The sequence below is a fragment of the Pedobacter sp. BAL39 genome (assembly GCF_000170795.1).
Classification (GTDB): Bacteria; Bacteroidota; Bacteroidia; order Sphingobacteriales; family Sphingobacteriaceae; genus Pedobacter.
Genome location: NZ_ABCM01000020.1, coordinates 1 through 19,753 on the forward strand (window position 1 = coordinate 1; position 19,753 = coordinate 19,753).

Genomic DNA, 19,753 nt, shown 5'->3' on the forward strand with positions numbered 1-19,753 from the left:
CTGTATGCGATGAGTTTGATGCGCAGCAACCGGGCCATACTTTTGTACTTGGAGACGATGCTTTCTCGCTGGATGGCAAGCCATTGCAGATGATCTCGGGAGAGATGCACTGTGCAAGGATCCCGGTAGCTTACTGGCGCGACCGCATGAAGATGGCGAAGGCCATGGGATTGAATACCGTCGGTACCTATGTATTCTGGAACGCGCATGAAGCTGCCCAGGGCAGGTATGATTTTAGCGGCAACAACAACATCGCTGAATTTGTGCGTATTGCGAAAGAAGAGGGGCTGTGGGTAGTGCTTCGTCCGAGCCCTTATGCTTGTGCGGAATGGGAATTTGGTGGTTATCCATGGTGGCTGCTCAAGGATCCGACGATGAAAGTACGAAGTAAAGATTCGCGTTTCATCAATGCCTATACCAGTTACATTAAGAGACTTGCAAAGGAGCTGGTGCCGCTGCAGGTGACCCATGGTGGAAATATCCTCATGATCCAGATCGAAAATGAATACGGATCCTACAGTGACGACAAAAGTTATATGGACCTGAACCGGCAGATTTTTAGGGATGCTGGTTTTGATGGTGTTCTTTTTACCTGCGATGGTGCTGACCAGATGACAAAAGGTTACCTTCCTGGCTACCTTCCGGCGGTAAACGGACTGGAAGATCCTGCTGCAGTGAAGGCGCTGATCAACAAACACCATGAAGGCAAGGGCCCTTATTATGTGGCAGAATGGTACCCGGGCTGGTTTGACCACTGGGGAGAAAAACATGCCAGGGTGTCGGCAGATGCGTCAGCAAAGAAACTCGATGACATCCTGGGCGCAGGAATTTCCATCAATATGTACATGTTCCACGGCGGTACTACCCGCGATTTTATGAACGGTGCAAATATGAATGTCAAAGAACCCTATGCCCCACAGGTTTCTAGTTATGATTATGACGCGCCATTGGATGAGGCTGGAAACCCAACAGATAAATTTTTAAAATTCAGGGCAGTAATTGAAAAACACCTTCCGGCAGGAACAGTGTTGCCTCCGGTACCAGAGAAAAAACGGACAATTGCGATCAATGATATACCGCTGAGCAGTTATTCCGCAATCTTCAACCAACTGCCTAAGGCAGTGACTTCAGCATTGCCTCTTGCTTTTGAAGACCTGGACCAGGCCTATGGTTTTGTGCTTTACCGCACAACAATTGCGAAAGCTGGTTTGCTGAAAGTAAAGGAGCTGCGCGATTATGCGACGATCTATATCAATGGTAAACAGGTGGCATCGCTGGACCGCCGACTGGAGAAAGACAGTACCCTCTTGCAGGATGTTGCCCAAAATGCAGTGCTCGACATCCTTGTGGAAAACAATGGAAGGATCAACTATGGACCATTCCTGACAGACAACAGGCATGGCATCACCAGGGAGGTTTCTCTGGACGGCAACGTACTGAAAAATTGGCAAATGTTTAAACTGCCTTTTGCTGATCTGAAAGGTTTTAAATATGGCAAAACAAAAGTTGAAACCCCGCAGCCAGCACTTTACAAAGGAACTTTCGAGCTGACTGATGTAGCTGACACTTATCTTGATATGCAGTCGTTTGGAAAAGGTTTTGTGTTTCTGAATGGCCATAACCTGGGTAAATACTGGTCTGAAGGCCCTCAGCAAACCATCTACATTCCATCAGTATGGTTGAAAAAAGGAAAAAATGAGCTGGTGATCTTTGATCAGCTGGGTGCCGGTCATACAAAGGTGAGCACCATTGCCAATCCGATCCTGGATCAGCAGAAAAAGAAATAAACCCTGATATTTAAACAATAACAGAAAAAGAGATGAAAAAAAGATGGCTTATGTTACTGCTCATGGGTACCGGTTTTTCGGTATTTGCGCAGGAGGCACCTAAACCTTATGGGCCGCTGCCGAGCGAGGCCCAGCTGAACTGGCATGAGATGGGCATGTACTGCATCATTCATTTTGGTGTGGATACTTATACCGATAAGGAATGGGGTTTTGGGGATGAAAATCCGGAGATCGTCAATCCAACGAAATTCAGTGCCGAGCAGATCGTCGGCGCTGCAAAGTCAGGTGGCTTTAAAGGGGTGGTGGTTGTAGCGAAACACCACGACGGACTGTGTATCTGGCCAACAAAAACCACGGACCACAACATTAGCCGCACCAAATGGAAGGATGGAAAAGGGGATATGATGGCCGAATATCAAAAGGCCTGTGAAAAGCTGGGCATGCAGCTCGGTGTGTATTGTTCGCCATGGGACAGGAACAGTGAGTTTTATGGTACCCAGAAATATGTAGACCTTTACCGGGAGCAGCTTCGGGAGCTGTATAGCAACTATGGAAAGCTGTTCATCTCCTGGCATGATGGTGCCAATGGCGGTGATGGGTATTATGGCGGCAAGAATGAAACCCGCAAGATTGACCATACCAGCTATTATGGCTGGCCGCAGACCTGGGACATCACCCGGCAGATGCAGCCTGATGCGGCGATTTTCGGTGATGTTGGTCCCGATGTACGCTGGGTAGGGAATGAGGAAGGTCATGCGGGTACAACCTCCTGGGCTACTTATGAACCAAAAGCTCCTGATGAAGGGCGTATTCCCGCGAATGGATATGTGAAATACTGGGAAGCGGTGAAGGGGCACCGTGATGGTAAATACTGGCTGCCGGCGGAGTGTGATGTATCCCTGCGCCCGGGTTGGTTTTATCACGCCAGTCAGAATGCCAAAGTGAAATCTCCTTATACACTGCTGGACCTCTACTACAAAAGTGTGGGCCGTGGTGCCGACCTTGATCTGGGGCTTTCTCCGAACAGGGATGGCCTGCTGGACGATGTGGATGTACAGTCGCTAAAAGAATTTGGCAATTTGTTAAGTCAGACTTTCGCACACAACCTGGCTGCTGGAGCTAAGCTTTCGGCGAGCAATGTGCGGGCTGGAAGTGTCAACCTTTATGGGCCTAAATTTTTACTGGATGACGACCGCTACTCGTACTGGAGCACTGATGATGGCGTAACAGACCCTTCATTGACGCTGCAGCTGAAGGGCAGACAGCAGTTTAACGTGATCCGTTTGCGGGAGAACATCAAACTGGGACAGCGTATTGAGGCGCTGGAGGTAGATGCTTTTGTAAAGGGGCAATGGCAGAAAATTGCGGAGGCTACGAGCATCGGGCCCAACAGGCTGATCCGTCTTCCGCAGAATATCAGCACTGATAAAGTGAGGTTGCGCATATTGAAATCGCCGGTTTGTATTGCATTGAGCGACTTCGGTTTATATAAAGAACCTGCACATCTTACCAAACCTGAGATTGCCAGGGACCTGGAAGGCAAAGTGAGCATCAGCACCACGGCGCCTGTTTCAGGCTTGTTTTATACAATTGATGGCAGCATGCCAAGCACGAAATCTACAGCTTACAAAAATGCTTTTGATCTTCAGGATGGTGGGGTTGTGCGCGCGATTGCAGTTGAAGGCGGGAAAAGCAGTGAGGCGGTGACGGCTGATTTCGAGATGAGTAAGTCGGGCTGGAAGCTGCTGGACGGTCCCGAGGAGGGTAAGGCAACATTGGCTCTGGATGAAAATCCGAATACTTTTTGGAGCACGGTTCAGAAAGACAGTACCGGCAAGTTTGTTCCTGCGGGGCTGAGCATAGATATGGGTAAAGTCCAATCAATTTCGGCTTTCAGCTATCTGCCACGCCAGGATAAAAAGCTGGAAGGCATGGTTGACCAATATGTTTTTGAGGTTAGTGATGACGGAAAGCAATGGAAGGAAGTACTTCGTGGGGAGTTTTCAAACATCAGGGCCAACCCGATCAATCAGGTGCTGAAGTTGTCGGCCCCGGTGAAGGCAAGATATTTCCGTTTCCAGGGATTGAGAAGTGTGAAAGGAAATGGTGTGACTGCTGCGGAGATCGGTGTGATCAGCCAATAGTTTTTAAGGATCAGATCTCTCCCGGAATATCTGGAGGGTGATGAATGGAAAAGGGTTCTGCAATTACCGCAGAACCCTTTTTCGTATTGGTATTTTTGACTTCCTTATTTGTTTGATGTACTCTATTTATTTAGCACGCTGCCGGTTTTGTTGATCAACTGTTCTGATTTTTTTTCAGACGGCCGGAATGTCTTTGTCGGCAGTTAAGCGTTAGTTTTCGTAACCGGGGTTTTGAGTGAGTTTATTATTACTTCTCTGAATTTCAGCAAAAGGAATTGGCAACAGATACATTTTTTCCAGGAACCGGCGCTCATTGTCGACCACACTTGTCAGGTTGTATTCTAAAGTTGTTCCGTTTTTGTCGATCCGGGCACCTAGAGCTGGTTTAGCAAAGACTGTAGCACCCAATTTCCAGCGGCGGATGTCATTGAAGCGATGTTGCTCAATGCTGAGTTCAACGCGTCTTTCATTTCTGTAACGTTGAACCAGAGCGGTGCCGCTTTCAGTAATGTCCGGCATTTGGTATCTTAAACGTACGATATTTAATGCTCTTTTTGCTTCTGCCTCATTACCCAACGCAATTTGGGTCTCCGCATAGTTCAGGAAGAACTCTGTTTTTCTGAAATAAATCCAGGGGCTCAGGTTCTCCTGGTCGCCTTTCTGCTGTGCTCTTTTCCCTTCATCCAGGAATTTCCTAAAATTGTATGCAGTAGGAGAGTTGTTCCATGGCTGTGAAGGGCCTCCTTTTCCATCGATGCCATTTTTGGCCGTGTTGCTGGGTTCGTTTTTGTCGTAAAAATACTGCATCTCACGAACGGCTCCCCGCTCAGGGTCCATGATGGTTGCACCTTGATAAAGGATACTTTTGGCAAACCTCGGGTCGCGGTTGATGTAAGGGTTTTGTGGATCAAATCCTGAAGTTGGGTCGGATGGCAATTTGCCGTTGGTTAGTTCGTAGCTGTTCACCAGGTCCTGGGTAGGTACTAATGTTCCCCATCCGTTCATAGAGCCTGGGTAGAACCACATGTTGACACCCCATTCGCCACCACCATGGGCATTGTTCTGGGTAAAACTGCGGGACAGGATGACATCATTCGTCGACTTACCACCGAATAGATTTCCATAATCAGTGGCATCTATGATGTTATTTACGGTGCTGATATCCATTACAAGTTTATTCGCATCGCGGGCTGCGATCCATTTGCTCTGGTCATTTGTTGTATTGAATAAAGGACTGGCGGCATAAAGCAGCGTACGGGCTTTCAAGGCCATTGCCGCTTCTTTCGTGGCTCTGCCAAAAGGAACTGAGCCTGAGAAGGACGGCAGTTTGGCAATTGCTTCATCACATTCTTTGACTACAAAGGCTGTGACTTCTTCTACTGAGTTTCTGCCGAGGTCGTAGTTCTGCTGTCCCAGTTCAAAAGTGTTTTCAATGATGGGTACGCCACCATACCAGATCATCATCTTTGCATAGAAAAAGGCCCTGAGGAACTGCATCTGTCCGGTCAGGTTTTGGAGCGTTGTAGGGTCAATCGCTGAACCCTGTGTTTTCTCCATGAACAGGTTTACCCTGCGGATATTCGCGTAGCTGTTTGACCAGAGGTTGTCATTGACTGACTCCCCCTGATCACGGCCTATGGCACCCGCGGTATAGTTTCTGTATTGCACATTGTGCTGACTGTATCCGTCGTCGGTCATGCCTTCAATAAACTTATCGCCTTCCCCGCCATAAGGGTGGCCCATACCGCGGTAAGTGCCATCCACGAACTGACCAAGTAAGGCGGCGTCCGTAAATACATCGGCATCGCTGAAGGAGTCCAAAGGTTTTAAGTCCAGTATATTTTGTTTGCAGGATGAAAAGCTGAGTGTTACACCCAGGATTGCATAAAATATATATTTCGTTTTCATGTCTCAGTAATTAGAAAGTTAAGTTAGCCCCAAAATTGATGCTCTTGGTCAGCGGATATCGCCATCCTTTTTCATTGGCATTCTCAGGATCCGTAAGACCTTTTTTCTTGAGTCCGTCGAAGGTCAGGAGATTGTACCCATTGGTGTAAAAACGCAATGCTTTGACTCCAATTTTAGCTAGTAGTGGTTTCGGTAGTGTGTATCCAAGTTCCAGGTTTTTTAACCTCACAAATGAAACGTCATGATAAAAGCTGGTGTTGTTCTGACCAAGAAGACTTCTTCCTGCACGTGCAAGCTCATTGCCGGTAGCATCTGGTCTCCATGCGTTGCTCAGAAAGTAGTCAGGTCCATTGTTTCCAAGGGAAACGGTGTAATCCATGTACTGTCTTGCTTTCGCTTGCCCCTGAATGAGGGCGCTAAGATCAAATCCTTTGTAGCTCACACCGAGGTTCAGTCCGAACTGGATCTGAGGTACATTGGACAATGGCACGCGTATCTGGTCATTGCTGTTCAGCACTCCATCTCCGTTGGTATCTGCATAAATATAATCGCCGATTTTTACGCCCGAAAGTCCTGGAAAGTTAGCCAGATCTGCTTCATTCTGATAAATGCCGATCACATTGTACAGCAGTGGAGAGCCCAGAGGTTTGCCTTCCAGTTTCTGATAGGCTTCGGGGTAAGTATTGCCCTCATCAATAAAGATCACTTTACTTCTGGCGAAGGAAAAGTTACCGCCGATGTTGTATTTCATTTCATTCCAGTTGCCATTATAGGTTAGCGAAGCCTCAATACCCTTGGTGTCTACTTTTCCAATGTTTTCGTCGGGCAATAATAAACCAGTATACTGGGGAACGGTGATGTTTCGTGGTGCCTGGATTTTGGTGCGTTTATTAAAAAATGCATCCACTTCCATGGTCAGCTTGTTTTGAAAGAAACCAGCTTCAAAACCGATATCACGGCTGACCTGATTTTCCCAGGTGATGTTAGGATTTGCAGCAACCCCAGGGTTCAATGCTTGAAAATCCTGCCCCCCGAAGACGTAACCACCGTTTCCGTAGGTGAACTTATTCAGGAACTGGAAAGGGTCGATACGGTCGTTACCAGATTTACCCCATGAAGCGCGCAGTTTCAAATTAGAAATGACGGGATTGTCTTTCAGGAATGCTTCTTCAGACATTACCCAACCCAATGACACACCCGGAAAAAGGCCGAAGCGTTCTCCAGAAGGGAAGATTTGTGATCCGTCATAGCGGAAATGCACCTGAAGCAGGTATTTGCTGTCGTAAGCATAGCTAAAGCGACCGAAGTAATTCTGGCGTGCTGTTTGAAATGCTTCACCGTAGTTGGTCATATTGCCAAGGCTACCTGCAAAAAGTTGATCAATCTGGGAAGATACAAAGCCCGTTCTCTGGGCATCGAAGAGATCTTGTCTGCCTTCATTCTGCTCATAAGCAAGGAAACCTGCAACATCATGTTTTCCGAAGGCTCTTTTATAGTTGATTTTGGAATTTAAGGTTAAAGAATTGCTTCTGGTAAAGTATTGCCTCAATGCACGTGCAGGCCCGAACGATTTTGGTGCCAGTACATCATTAGCATCCGCCTCATAATAAGTCCATGGTTGTGACCAAACCTTTCTAAAGCCCTGAATATAGTCGTATGCAGCATACCCGTCCAGATATAGGCCTTCTACACCAGGTATGTCGTAGGTATAACGAAGCGTACCATTTAGTGTATTTCTTTCCTCTTTGTCATACCCTGTTCCTTGAGCAATAGCCAGAGGGTTGTACCCCTGTCTGCCAGCGGTAGGGAGGCCATTGATTGTCGCAGGAATGTTTGGTGCTGCAATGAGCGCACCCTGGAACAAGAGTTGTTGTTCTACCTGAAGGAAATCAATGTTCTCACGTCTTCCGGCAAGATCCAAGCCAATTTTCAGTCTTTTTGATGCCTGTGCATCAATGTTTGATCTGAAGTTATATTGTTTGAAACCGGTGGTTTCATCTTTTTTCAGGAGTCCGCTTTGTGTAGAAAGACCCGCAGAAAGAAAATATTTAACGTTTTCGGTTCCGCCATCCATGGTTAAGCTGTGACGGCTCTGTAGGGAATGGTTTCTCAGGATCTCCTCCTGCCAGTTGGTTGAAGGAAGCTGACCGCTGTTGTACTGACTGATCTGTTCAGGACTGAAGGACGGCGCTGTTCCACTTTGCAGGTTAATGTCATTAACGATAGTCGCATATAATCCTGCGTCAGCCATTTTAACGAGGCGTGTTGGACTAACATAACCCTGGTTGAAGGAATAGTTGAATTGAGATGCTCCTGTCTTTCCACGGCGCGTAGTGATGAGAATTACCCCGTTTGCCGCCTGGGCACCATAGATCCCAGCTGAGGCATCTTTCAATACGGTAAATGTTTCAATGTCATTGGGGTCAATCCGGGATATTCCGTCACGGTTAGCCACTCCGTCGATGACAATAAGTGGATTGCTGTCGCCGGTAGTACTTAGTCCCCTGATCAATACTGAAGCCTCATCACGGCCGGGTTCACCATTTCGTTGGTTAACGACCAGTCCGGGTACACGTCCGGCCAGGGAATTGGTAATGGCCGGGGCACTGCTTTTTCGGATGTCAGAACCTTTGATCTGTGATACCGCATTGGTGACCTCCCTTTTCTGCTGCGTGCCATACCCGACAACTACCACCTCGTTCAGTCCCTGGTTGGAAGTAACCAGCGAGATGTTGATGGTGCTGCGGCTTCCTACAGTCTCTTCTACAGGCTCATAGCCGATGTAGTTGATCACCAGGACTTCATTTGTAGCAGCCTGGATACTGTAGGCACCTTTGGCATTGGTGATTACCGCTCTGGTGGTTCCTTTGACCTTTACGCTTACTCCCGGCATAGGCTGGTTCGTTTCATCGGTGATGACCCCGGATACCGTTTGCTGGGCACCTACCGGCTTGATGATGATGAGGTTGTTGGCCATAGGCTCAAAGGTGTAGCCGGTATTCAGGAGCATCTTTTTGAGGACCTCTAAAACAGGTTCTTCGTTGCTGTTGATGCTCACTTTAAGCTGGCTGATTGCTTTCTGTTCACTGTAAACAAAATAGAAATCGCTCTTTTCCTCGATGGCCGCAAGTGCCTTCTTAAGCGCTACGCTTTCCATGCGGAGGGAGATTTTCGTTTGGGAGTAGACATTTGCCATGCTCTGAAGGCTAAGGCAAATGATCATAATGAATGTTAACTTCATGGTGATGAGTAATTTTATCAGCCAATAGTTTTCCTTGACACCTTCATGGTGTTGAAAAAAAATCATAATTTTACGATCTTAAGGTACATAGATACAGCCCTTCTGCGAAAAGGGCTATGTTGATTGGTCTTAAATTGAATGCTGATGGGACTGCCTATGGCAGTTCCATTCTTTAAGTCTGTTCCGGATGGTAGCGTTTTTTCATGTTTGTTCTTGGTTAGTGGTGGTTTATTAATGTTTAATTGATATACACTTTTCCCTCTTTGAATTCATAGGCAAAAGGGGTACCCGTCCTGCTCAGGATATACAGTACTTCCTGAAGGTTTTCTTTCTTAAAAGTGCCGTTAAAGCGGTATTTTTTTGCGTGTTCTGAATGGAAGATTACCGGCGTTCCATATCTGATCTCCAGCTGATTGGCTAAGGTTTCAAAAGGCTGGTCCCTGAAGACCAGGTGGTTTTCTATCCATGCAGTTTCCATGATCGCAGTGGTGTCTGCAGCATCATAGTGCTCCAGTTTGCCAAGGTTATAGGTCAGTCGCCCGGCAGATGCTGTTGTTGATTTTTCCGTTTCATCTATTATTAATTTATCATTTGGTTTGAGGTAAATGACCGACTTATGGCGGTCGTGGAGCGTCACTTTGATGGCGCCGTGTATGAGTGCCGTCTGCTGCTGCTGCTCGCCCGGATACGCACGTACATTAAATGCCGTTCCCAGCACAAGGATGTCCATTTTATCCGTATGAATGGTGAAAGGACGTTTATGGTCTTTGGCGACATCGAAATAGGCTTCCCCAGTCAGGGTGATCTCACGTTTGTGCGCCGCCATCCTCGGCATACTTAAGCTGGAGTTGCCATTCAGACGTACAGTAGTCCCATCTTCCAGTGTGATGGTTTTCTGACTGCGCACTGAGGTGGACATACCAGCGGCACTTCTCAGCTGCTGACTGGCGGGCCATTTAAAATAAAAGACACCTGCAGTCAGCACCAGTGCGATGCTTGCCGCAGCTAAAGGCAGCGATGATCTTCTTGAAGGTCTTAATGAAAGGGTTTTCTTTTGTTCTTCAGCTTCAATACGAAGGCGGAGGTCATTAAACAGCCGCTGACTATTGGTGTTGTCTGTTTCCTGATCGTTCCAGTACTCTATGAAAAAACGGTATTGTTTTGCATAGACCTCATTTGATGACACCAGCACCTGCAGTTCCTGTTCTTCAGCAGGAGAAATTTCCTGCTTCAGTTTGTTGAGGATAAGGTTAGAAAATCTGGTCTGGTCCATGGCTTAGTTACGGTCTTTAAAGCATAGACAGCAAAAAATAAAAATATGCCTAGTCGAAAATGAAAAAAGATGAAATAAAAAAGAGTTCCTTCCTAGAGATAAGTAAAAAGGACTTTAGAAAGCATAAAAATGAGAAATCCCTCCTTCATAGGATAGCCATTTTTCTCAAAATAGGAAGCGAGGCGCTCATTGAGCTTAAGAATTGCAGTGAGAAGGTGGTTTTGTACGGTGCGGGGAGAGATATCCAACAGATCGGCCACTTCTTTATACTTTAAGCCATCCTCTTTGATTAGTTTAAACACCATGCGGCTTTGCGGAGGCAAGCCGTCGATGGTGTTATTGAGTTTCTCCATTAGCTCCTTCTTTTCCAGTTGCAGCTGCGGGTTGGACGTATCTACCAACTCGTAATTGCCGGTCTGGTCTATGTCTACCACCATCAATCCGGAATATTTCTTTCTGTAGTTGAGCGACTGGTTTTTGACGGCTGTATAAAGGTAGGTGCGCGGGTTTTCCACATGCTGCAGCTCCTTACGTTTCATCCAGCATTTGAGGAACACATCTACCACAATTTCTTCCGCTACCTGCCTCAGCTGAACATACTGCATGGAAAACTTGATCAGCTGCGCATTCAACAGGTGAAATAAAATTTCATAGGAAGCGGCATCCTGCTGATCGCAGATGTTTTGCCACAAATCTGAAATTTTCTGATCGTTGTTGCTTTTCATTGATTTTATTCCCGAACCCGGTTTCCAGGGTTGTTCGTTTCCATCCAAATTAACAGTTAATTTTTTGCTTTTTATACGCTTTCCTATTTTTTTGTTACCTCCAAATTGGATGATATACCGGTTTATCAGATGACTACAAAAGCGATTGACTGTTAACCAACTCAGCTGAAAATGTCCGCTTTGCACAAATCTAACGATGGCTTTGAACAAGACCTGTCGTATACAAGGTGCTCAAGGACTGATTTGACCAACTCGATCACAGATGGATTTTTTTTATGTTTAAAAAATTCCTCTAAGTTTTATATCATAAAATGTGGAAATTTAAAGTGACCAATGTTATTATTTTATAAAAATATTGTTACGTGAATTCAAATAAATTTTACAACTTAGGCTAATCGCTTAGATATTAAGGCTTTTGTCAAAGTTTTTTGGCGAAATTTAGATAGTTAATAACACATGAACCGGTGGATGCCGGTTCATGTAATTAATTGCTTTTGTCTTCTGTCGAAGGGCTTGGAGCCTTGCTACTGAGCTCATGTGTTTCTTCATTGTACTGACCTTTCAGCTCATCGAAGTTGGTATGTTTCCATAATTTTGTTCCCGTAAAATAGGCAGCACGTCCGATCATGTGTGCTGCGACGGGTGCAGTGATCAAAAGAAACAAAATGATGGCCACGAGTTTCGTGGTCACCGCTGTTTCCCCAAAAAACAGGGCTGCAGCGGCAAGTGTGAGGCCGATGCCGAGTGTAGCAGCCTTTACAGTAACCGAAAGGCGGAGGTAAAAATCAGGCATTCTGAGTACGCCTACCGAGGCGACGAGAATATATAGGGCGCCGAGGGTGCTGAGCACCATGATAATGATGTCATTCATTTTTCTCCTTTTTTTCCAGGTAATAAGCAAAGGCTACAGTGCCAAGAAATCCGATCAGCGCCATAATGATGGCCACATCCAGGAAGGCATGTTGTTTGGACATCATGGCATAGGCGGTGATGATGGCAATGGCAATAGTGATGAGCTGGTCGAGCGCCACCACCCGGTCGGTAATACGCGGACCTTTCACAAAACGGATAAAGACCAGTATGACCGATATGCTGAGTATGGGTAGAATGACGTATTGGAGGTAATTGACTAAACTCATCTTAGTATGGCTAAAAGTTTCTTTTCAAATCCTTCACGGAGATGACTGATAAATTCTTCTTTGTCGTTGATGTAGGTAACGTGGATATACAGTACCTTTTTGTCGTCGCTGACGTCCAGGATCAGGGTACCGGGTGTTAATGAAACAATGTTGACCAGCATATTGATTTCGAAATCCGTCTCTGCGGTTAGGGGATACCTGACGATGCCGGGCTTCATGAAGTAATTTGGTGTGACCAGGTCGTAGGCGACCTGCATATTGGCGCGAAACAGTTCTTTCAGGAAGTAGCCGGAGAAAATGATGATTTTGGGCACCCTGTCAAAGTATTTCGAACTCGCATTGCCCCTGAAGATGAGCATTAGTATAAAATAGCTCATCAGAAAACCGAAAAGGAAATCCAGAAAGGTAAAACTTCCTGTAAGCCCAACCCAGATAAAGGTCAGTATGAGGTTCATTAGAAATTGCTTGATCATATCCTGCTGGTTTTAGGGTTTGGAATTTGGTTTCAGTATGGCGTCAATATATCCCTGAGGTTCCATCAACTCTGTGGTGATGCGGTTACTGACCTGTGCGACCTGCTCGGCACCGAAGGCAAGGGCAAGGCTCAGCAGACAGAGGAAAGCGATGGGGATGATCAGCAGCTGCCGGTGGTGCGGACGAAGCTCATCAAAGCTATTTTTGCCCTGGGGTATTTCCTGCGTCTGCGCCTTCCAGAAGATATCGGTCCACATTTTCATCATCACATACATGGTGAGGAAGCTGGCAATGATGAGTGCCGCTAGCAGCAGGTAGGAGTCGGTGGTAAAACTCTCGCGGATGAGGCTGATCTTGGGCCAGAAGCCGGACATGGGAGGGATGCCGATCAGGGTAAAAAAGGCGATGGCCATTAATGCCGATAACCTCGGATGGCTCTTGGCGAGTCCGCCGAGTCGGTCCATGTTCATGGTACCCATCATTTTGAAGATGACGCCGGCAATCAGAAAAAGGTTGGTCTTGACTACGATATCCTGAAACAGGTAAAACAAGGCCCCATTCATTCCCGACTTCGTGAATAGCCCAAGTCCGGCCACCATATAGCCAATGTGGCAGATGATGAGGTAGGAAAGCATTTTTCTGAAATCCCTTTTGATGAGTGCTCCAGCGGCGCCGGTAAGCAGGGTGGCAATCGCCACAAACAGGAACAGGTAATGAAGGAATTCATCAGGAGGGAAAATGAGGGTAAACATCCTGATCAGCGCATAAATTCCCACTTTAGTCAGCAAGCCCCCGAAGAGTGCGGCAATAGCCGATGGTGGTGTATTGTAGGACGATGGCAGCCAGAAATATAGCGGAAAAACGGCAGACTTAATGCCGAAGCCGACGAAAAAGAGAAGAGCAGTGACATTGACCATGCTGCGGTTTTGGACAAGGGCTACCTTTAGCGACAGATCGGCCATGTTCAAGGTTCCTGTGAGTCCATATAATAGTGCAATGGCGGTAAGAAAGATGACTGAAGCCAGCAGGTTCATGGTGACATAGTTAATAGCACCCTCCATCTGGGGTTTCTTGCCGCCCAGGGTCATCAGCACAAAAGAGGCGATGATGATCACCTCAAACCAAACATACAGGTTGAAGATGTCGCCGGCGAAAAAAGCACCGTTAAGGCCCATCAATAGCAGGTGCATGATGGGAAAATAGCCGTGCTGTATCCTTTGTTTGCTGATTCCGGCGGCCGAGAATGTGGCTACCGCAAATCCGGCAACCGCCGTGAGGAGAATCATGGTTGCACTGAAGGTGTCTGCAACGAAGGTGATGCCGTAAGGAGCCTGCCAGTCGCCGCCCTGCATGCTGAGGATGCCCTGGTTCCAGACTTTCATCCACAGAAAAACGGCGATCATCATGATGACTGCATTGGAGCTGATGCTGATGACTTTTTGCAGGCGTACTTTTTTCCAGCAGAAGAGCAGGAGGATGACGCTGAAAAGGTGTGTCAGAATCGGCGAGATGAGGTAGTGGTCTGTCATATGTCCTGGTCGTCTGAGTTCAGCTGATCCAGATCATCTGTATCAGTAATCATATATACACGTTTCAGCAGGACGACCGCAAAGGATTGCAGGCCGAAGCTGATGACAATGGCTGTAAGGATCAGCGATTGTGGTACTGGGTCTGCATACGCATTTTGAAAAGCCGTGAGGGCCACATCAATTACCGGAGGTTTGCCCTTGCTCAGGTCGCCCAGCAAAAAGATGAGCAGATTGGCACCATTGCCAATCAGGATGAGCCCGATGAGCAGCTTGACCATACTTCTGCGCAGCATCATATACAGGCCAGAGGCGTATAATACGCCGATCAGGATGACGAGTAGCAGTTCCATTCTTAAGTGTTTTCAACAATGGTGAACAAAATGGTTAGTGTGACCCCCAGGACGACCAGGTATACGCCGACGTCGAAGAAGAGCGAGGAGCCGATGGTGCCCAACACGGGGATGGGCTCCGACAGCCAGAGGCCGGTCATGAAAGGACGGCCGACAAACATCGGTGCAACACCACTGGCGAAGGAAAGCAGCAATCCCGTAGGAATGAAAACACCGGGATGATAACGTAGGAGCGACCGTGTTTTCTGCAGGCCATTAGCGATCAGGTGCAGCACAAAAGCGATCGCGGCGGTAAGGCCGCCTACAAAACCACCTCCAGGTTCGTAATGACCGCGCAGCAGGATGAAAATGGAAAAGAGCAGCAGTAGGGGCAGCAGGTAAGCGGAGGCAGTTCTGAGTATGATTGAATTCATAGTTATTCTTTTTCTGAGGGGTTCATTTTTAGTTTAAGCATGCTGTAGACACCAATTGCGGCGATGGTCAGCACAGTGATTTCCACCATAGTATCAGATCCACGGAAGTCGACCAAAATCACGTTGACCACATTTTTGCCCTTTGCAAGCGGATAAGCATTATCGGCATAAAAGCGGCTGATTTCTTTGTTGGTGGGCTCCTGAAGGACCATCAAGGCGATCACGGAAATGAGTAGTCCAAATGCCGCAGAGATGAGCCCGTCGCGGATTTTGATGCGCAGGTTGGACAGGTTGAGAAAGGCGGGCAGGCGCAGCAGCACGATCATGAAGAGCACCACGGTAAGGGTGTCGATGGTAAACTGCGTCATCGCCAGATCCGGTGCACCATAGAATACAAAAATGAGACAAAGGCCATAACCGACAATGCTCATGGCGATAATGGAGGCCAGTCTGGAATGCGTAAAGAGGATCATACCAATGGCGACGATGATTAACGCAGTGACGACAACTTCGTAGATTCCAATTGGGGTTAATGCCGCAATGTCGATGTCGAAATGAAGGTGGTCAAAGATCCTGCAGCAGATCAGGGCAATCAGAAATAGCATGATGATCATGACGTAAATCCTGAGGTACCCATTTTGCAAAGTATGAGTATAGCTCGCTGCCGCCTGTTTTCCTTTTGCGGCCACCCCGCTGATGATTGCTTTTGGCGAATAGTTTTCAAACCGGCTGACCCATTGCAGGCGACTGGTGCTGGGCTTGAGGAATAAGTACATCGCCGTGGCGGCAAGGATGGTAAAGACACTGAGTAAGAGTACCGGACTGAAGCCATGCCATAGTTTTAACGGAGGTAAGGGTGTTGAAGCACCAATGCTGTTGGCGGCCTGATGTAGGAGGTCCTGGCTAAGTACAGGGAAGGCACCAAAAAGGATCCCTGCAAAGGCAAGCAACAGTGGAGGTGCCCACATCCAGAAGGAGGGCGTTTTGACTTCCCGATGTTCAGCAGACAGTTCGCCGAAAAAGGGCCTGATGCCGGAGATAAAACCTGCATATCCAAGCAGGATGTTGGCGACCAGTACCGCGGCAGTCAGCAGGAAGGCAAAGGGCAAGGCAGCGAGGCTGGTTTCATAAATCAGCTCTTTGCCAATGAAACCAAAAGTAAAGGGTATGCCTGCACTGGAGAGGGCTGCCAGCACTCCGGCAATGGCGAGCGGTAGCAGCACTTTGCGGAGGCCCCCCAGTTTGGTGATGTCGCGTGTTTTCGTTTCATGATCAATCACCCCTGTGATCAGGAACATTGCAGCTTTATAGAGGGCATGGACGACAATAAAGGTGACAAGGCTCAGCAGGGCGAGTTCTGTACCAATTCCGAGTAGGAAAAACATCATGCCCAGGGCAGAGAGGGTGGAGTAGGCGAGTATGGCTTTGAGGTCTGTACGGAAAAGGGCATGAAAGGCCGCATATAACATGGTAAAACCACCAACAGTCATCAGGGTATAGTTCCAGTAAGGCTGGTTGCCCAGCAGGGGACTAAGCCGGGCCAGCAGGTACACACCTGCCTTAACCATCGTTGCAGAGTGCAGGTAAGCCGATACCGGGCTTGGCGCTTTCATCGCCCCTGGCAGCCAGAAGTGCAGGGGGAACTGTGCGGACTTGCTGAAGGCGCCCGCAAAAATGAAAACGAGGATCAGGGGGTATAAGCTGTCATTCGTCAGGATAGGAGGATAGCTGAGCAGGTGCTGGATGGAGTAGTGTTGTCCCATGCTCCCAATGAGAAGGAATCCGGACAGCAGCATAAAGCCACCCCCACCGGTAACGGCCAGTGCAATGAGTGCACTTTTTCTGGAGGCCGGATCTTCATACTTAAAGCCGATGAGGAAAAAAGAGCTGATGCTGGTCAGCTCCCAGAAGATGAACAACAGGATGAGGTTATCAGAGAGCACCAGGCCAAGCATGGCGGTGATGAATACACAAAGGTAGGCGTAGAAGCTGCGCAGCTTTGGATCTGCCCTCATATATGCCGCGGCATAAAGGCAGATGAGCGTTCCAATTCCGGTGATCAAAAGCGTGAATAGCATCGAAAGCCCATCAAGGCGGAAGTCCAGGTTGGTCTGGAGGGAAGGGATCCATGGCTGGCTGACATTGAGCGTCTCTCCATACAGGATCCCAGGCAGGTAACTCAGGAAGTATATCGTGAGTGTTGCGGGATATAAGGACACCAGGAACGCCGGCCATCTTTTGTTAAAATCCAGCAGCAGCAATAATAAAGAAACCAATAATCCTGATAGTACAGCTATAACCATAGATGTAAGATAACAGGATTATTGGTCTAATTGTTTCCTTTAATGCGAAGCGCGCCTGCGTTTTGATGATTTACGCTGCTTTCCCCACCAGATATAGAAGCCGGTAATGGGAAGGCTGGCAGCGATGGTGCTGGCCAGGAAATAGATGATTTTGGTCGTGATGCCACCTATTTCCCCTACATGTAGGCCATAGTTGGAACGTTGGATCCAGTTGGCGAGCTTCGCATCGCGCAATCTGATACCGGACGCAGGGAGCTCTTTCAGTGTGTGCTGGTCCAGGTAAACGTCGCGCCAGGTACCGCGGTACATGTCTACACAGAGGTAAATGGGGTCTGATGCTTTTTCAGGGAAGGCCGTGATGATCTGATCCGTAAGGTGTTCTCCAATGGTAGTCATTCCCAGTTTCCATGCGCGGTCTACCTGGATGCGTTCTACGAGCCTGGGGTTGGAGCTGGTGTCTGAAAGTGCTTCAATCCTCGGTTTGGATGTGGTTTCACCTGCAAGCCAGAACACCCCTTTGGAAAACCAGGCGAAGCCCATGATGAGTCCGGTTAGGGTCAGGACAAGGGCAACGATCAGTGAATAGAAGCCCAGGACATTATGAAGGTCGTAATTGACACGTTTGAATTTTGCCTTCCATTTGATTTTGAAACTTTGTTCCTTGCCTTTTTTATTCCATTTTTTTGGCCACCATAAGACCAGGCCGGTGACGAGCAATATCAGGAATATGAGGGTCGACCAGCTGACGATCTGCTGTCCGACTTTCACCGGGAGCCAGAGGTGTGTATGTCCTTCCAGCATGATGTGGAAGAAGTCTTCATCATCGGCCATGGCGATTACCTCAGCGGTATAAGGATTGATGTAAACCGTAGAATCAGCATTGATGGTGACATGTGCGGTATGACCTTCGCCGTGGTACCAGATGGAGCTGACCTTTTTGCCGGGGAGTTTTTGCTCTACGGCAGATGCCAGTACGGAAGGTGGCAAAAAAGATTTTCCTGCAGGCTTTTCAGCGTGAAGGAAAGGATAGATGAGACCTTTGATTTCCTGCTCGAAAACCAGAAGCGCTCCTGTAAGGCCAACGATGACAATCACGATGCCGGAGAAAAGCCCGAGCCATAGGTGCAGCCATGCGTTTAGTTTCTTTAATGTCATTGATGTGGTGTTTTAAATGGTACGGCGGGGAAGCGAAATGAAAGCTGAGACCAGTTTTAGGCCCCTGGTCTCAGCTGTGAGATTATCTTAACTTCTCAATCCTGAGGATATAGTCGATGCCACCAATAAATTCGACACCTTTCGTCAGTTGATCTGTTGTAGGGTCATATTGCCATACGTAATCGCGGTCGGCCGCATTGACAGAGATGAAGGCCTTGCCATCCTCTACAATTACCGCATTAACCATGCGTTCCCCTTTGTCAACAGGAAGATTCAGTTTTTTGATGAAAGTGCCATTTCTTGCGTCAATCAGAGTGAATGAATGGTCCGCATCAATAGACAACCCGCTTACTCTCGATCTGACAATGGCCTTGCCGTTGCCGATGTACCACATTGCCGGTGCCTTATCATTTCCTGATGCCGCTGAATAGTTGAAGGCGTAGGTTGGGTCCAGCTCTGTGCTGCCGCTTTTGATGCGGTAGATGTAGGATGGACTTTGGGCGTCGTACATATTTGGAGGATCGCTCACAAAATAAAGGTCGTTGTTCTCGTCGACGAAAGATGTCGGTGCATATACTGTTGGCCCGCCCATACTTGTGGTGCGTGAATCCTCAAGAGATTTTTCTACCGTCATGTTGGTATAATCGATTACGGCTACCATTGCTTTCTTGCTGACCGGCATGTTCGGGTAGTTTGAAAAGTCATTTGATCCAAATCCGTAACCCAGGAAGATTTTATTGTCCCTGTATTGCGCAAAGCCGATGTTGTAGGTGTTGAATCCGGTAGGAATGGTGTTTAAGTCAAGTTTGCCTGTCTTTATAGTCATTTTATCTACTTTAAGAATGGCATAACGAGCTTCATTGTTGCCGTCGCCAAAGATGACAAGTGTTTCGTCATCAATCCAAGTATAAGAACTCCAGTTCAACCAGGTGAAAGGGATTTCCTTATCTGTGATGAGGGCGCCATTTTCCACATGATATTTGCCGAGGCGTCCGCTTCCGAAATTCGCATGGTAGTAAAAGCCGTTTCTCTGGATGACATCCTGAGCATAAACTTTTCCGGTCATCTCTGCACCGTTTCCTTTGATGCTGACTACTCCTTCTGTGAGGGAGGGGATGCCCGCGATGTAATAGGCTGTATTTGGCCAGGAGCCGACACAAAGGACCGCCGAATATTTTGTGCCATCTTCGAACTGCCCGCTGTTTCTTTTTTCACATCCGCTGATCAGTGCAATTGTCAAAATGATGGTCAGGAATCTGGTGGTGTGTTGAAATAATTTATTCATGGTCATGTTTAAATGATATGGTTTGTA

The 19,753-nt window shown here is 47.6% G+C and carries 15 protein-coding genes; 2 read left to right on the top strand and 13 right to left on the bottom strand.

Annotated features, from left to right (window positions below):
* Positions 1-1,787 (top strand): beta-galactosidase family protein (locus PBAL39_RS20130; protein WP_008245039.1); only part of this gene is annotated, 1,787 nt, incomplete at its 5' end.
* A gap of 32 nt (positions 1,788-1,819) precedes the next feature.
* The gene (locus PBAL39_RS20135; RefSeq protein ID WP_008245041.1) at positions 1,820-3,931 is read left to right on the top strand and encodes a discoidin domain-containing protein; all 2,112 of its coding nucleotides are present in this window, start codon (positions 1,820-1,822) and stop codon (positions 3,929-3,931) included.
* A gap of 210 nt (positions 3,932-4,141) precedes the next feature.
* On the opposite strand, the gene PBAL39_RS20140 is transcribed toward PBAL39_RS20135, so the two are convergent.
* From PBAL39_RS20140 to PBAL39_RS20200, 13 genes are all read right to left on the bottom strand, one after another.
* The gene (locus PBAL39_RS20140) at positions 4,142-5,839 is read right to left on the bottom strand and encodes a RagB/SusD family nutrient uptake outer membrane protein (RefSeq protein ID WP_008245043.1); all 1,698 of its coding nucleotides are present in this window, start codon (positions 5,837-5,839) and stop codon (positions 4,142-4,144) included.
* A gap of 10 nt (positions 5,840-5,849) precedes the next feature.
* On the bottom strand, positions 5,850-9,080 hold the full coding sequence (locus tag PBAL39_RS20145) for a SusC/RagA family TonB-linked outer membrane protein (protein WP_157274134.1): 3,231 nt from the start codon (positions 9,078-9,080) through the stop codon (positions 5,850-5,852).
* Between the two features lie 238 nt (positions 9,081-9,318).
* Entirely contained in the window at positions 9,319-10,353 is a 1,035-nt protein-coding gene (locus tag PBAL39_RS20150; protein WP_008245047.1) for a FecR family protein, read from the bottom strand.
* A 92-nt stretch (positions 10,354-10,445) separates the two neighbouring features.
* A complete protein-coding gene (locus PBAL39_RS20155; protein ID WP_157274135.1) occupies positions 10,446-11,078 on the bottom strand; it encodes an RNA polymerase sigma-70 factor in 633 nt (210 codons plus the stop codon).
* A 484-nt stretch (positions 11,079-11,562) separates the two neighbouring features.
* Positions 11,563-11,949 (bottom strand): monovalent cation/H(+) antiporter subunit G, encoded by a 387-nt coding sequence (gene mnhG / locus PBAL39_RS20160; RefSeq protein WP_008245057.1) that lies wholly within the window; start codon positions 11,947-11,949, stop codon positions 11,563-11,565.
* Entirely contained in the window at positions 11,942-12,217 is a 276-nt protein-coding gene (locus PBAL39_RS20165; RefSeq protein ID WP_008245058.1) for a cation:proton antiporter, read from the bottom strand. Before PBAL39_RS20165 ends, mnhG begins: the two co-directional genes overlap by 8 nt.
* Positions 12,214-12,690 carry a Na+/H+ antiporter subunit E gene (locus PBAL39_RS20170; RefSeq protein WP_039867277.1) on the bottom strand — a complete coding sequence of 159 codons (477 nt, stop codon included), beginning with the start codon at positions 12,688-12,690 and terminating at the stop codon, positions 12,214-12,216. Before PBAL39_RS20170 ends, PBAL39_RS20165 begins: the two co-directional genes overlap by 4 nt.
* A 12-nt stretch (positions 12,691-12,702) precedes the next feature.
* A complete protein-coding gene (locus PBAL39_RS20175) occupies positions 12,703-14,220 on the bottom strand; it encodes a proton-conducting transporter membrane subunit (protein WP_008245060.1) in 1,518 nt (505 codons plus the stop codon).
* A complete protein-coding gene (locus tag PBAL39_RS20180) occupies positions 14,217-14,570 on the bottom strand; it encodes a Na+/H+ antiporter subunit C (protein ID WP_008245061.1) in 354 nt (117 codons plus the stop codon). The genes PBAL39_RS20175 and PBAL39_RS20180 overlap by 4 nt, the downstream gene beginning before the upstream one ends.
* A 2-nt stretch (positions 14,571-14,572) precedes the next feature.
* Positions 14,573-14,983, bottom strand: coding sequence for a Na+/H+ antiporter subunit B (locus tag PBAL39_RS20185; protein ID WP_008245063.1), 411 nt, complete (start codon positions 14,981-14,983; stop codon positions 14,573-14,575).
* A 2-nt stretch (positions 14,984-14,985) separates the two neighbouring features.
* The gene (gene mbhE / locus PBAL39_RS20190; RefSeq protein WP_039867279.1) at positions 14,986-17,286 is read right to left on the bottom strand and encodes a hydrogen gas-evolving membrane-bound hydrogenase subunit E; all 2,301 of its coding nucleotides are present in this window, start codon (positions 17,284-17,286) and stop codon (positions 14,986-14,988) included.
* A gap of 39 nt (positions 17,287-17,325) precedes the next feature.
* A complete protein-coding gene (locus PBAL39_RS20195; RefSeq protein ID WP_008245065.1) occupies positions 17,326-18,441 on the bottom strand; it encodes a PepSY domain-containing protein in 1,116 nt (371 codons plus the stop codon).
* A gap of 82 nt (positions 18,442-18,523) precedes the next feature.
* Positions 18,524-19,726 (bottom strand): DUF4374 domain-containing protein, encoded by a 1,203-nt coding sequence (locus tag PBAL39_RS20200; protein WP_157274136.1) that lies wholly within the window; start codon positions 19,724-19,726, stop codon positions 18,524-18,526.
* Positions 19,727-19,753: the final 27 nt, after the last annotated feature.

What these genes read in the sequence shown, in the direction of transcription:
- PBAL39_RS20170 (WP_039867277.1), bottom strand. Translation starts at nt 12,690, where the DNA reads ATGATCAAGCAATTTCTAATGAACCTCATACTGACCTTTATCTGGGTT.
- PBAL39_RS20180 (WP_008245061.1), bottom strand. Translation starts at nt 14,570, where the DNA reads ATGGAACTGCTACTCGTCATCCTGATCGGCGTATTATACGCCTCTGGC.
- PBAL39_RS20145 (WP_157274134.1), bottom strand. Translation starts at nt 9,080, where the DNA reads ATGAAGTTAACATTCATTATGATCATTTGCCTTAGCCTTCAGAGCATG.
- PBAL39_RS20155 (WP_157274135.1), bottom strand. Translation starts at nt 11,078, where the DNA reads ATGAAAAGCAACAACGATCAGAAAATTTCAGATTTGTGGCAAAACATC.
- PBAL39_RS20200 (WP_157274136.1), bottom strand. Translation starts at nt 19,726, where the DNA reads ATGAATAAATTATTTCAACACACCACCAGATTCCTGACCATCATTTTG.
- PBAL39_RS20185 (WP_008245063.1), bottom strand. Translation starts at nt 14,983, where the DNA reads ATGAATTCAATCATACTCAGAACTGCCTCCGCTTACCTGCTGCCCCTA.
- mbhE (WP_039867279.1), bottom strand. Translation starts at nt 17,286, where the DNA reads ATGGTTATAGCTGTACTATCAGGATTATTGGTTTCTTTATTATTGCTG.
- PBAL39_RS20175 (WP_008245060.1), bottom strand. Translation starts at nt 14,220, where the DNA reads ATGACAGACCACTACCTCATCTCGCCGATTCTGACACACCTTTTCAGC.
- mnhG (WP_008245057.1), bottom strand. Translation starts at nt 11,949, where the DNA reads ATGAATGACATCATTATCATGGTGCTCAGCACCCTCGGCGCCCTATAT.
- PBAL39_RS20195 (WP_008245065.1), bottom strand. Translation starts at nt 18,441, where the DNA reads ATGACATTAAAGAAACTAAACGCATGGCTGCACCTATGGCTCGGGCTT.
- PBAL39_RS20150 (WP_008245047.1), bottom strand. Translation starts at nt 10,353, where the DNA reads ATGGACCAGACCAGATTTTCTAACCTTATCCTCAACAAACTGAAGCAG.
- PBAL39_RS20165 (WP_008245058.1), bottom strand. Translation starts at nt 12,217, where the DNA reads ATGAGTTTAGTCAATTACCTCCAATACGTCATTCTACCCATACTCAGC.
- PBAL39_RS20140 (WP_008245043.1), bottom strand. Translation starts at nt 5,839, where the DNA reads ATGAAAACGAAATATATATTTTATGCAATCCTGGGTGTAACACTCAGC.
- PBAL39_RS20135 (WP_008245041.1), top strand. Translation starts at nt 1,820, where the DNA reads ATGAAAAAAAGATGGCTTATGTTACTGCTCATGGGTACCGGTTTTTCG.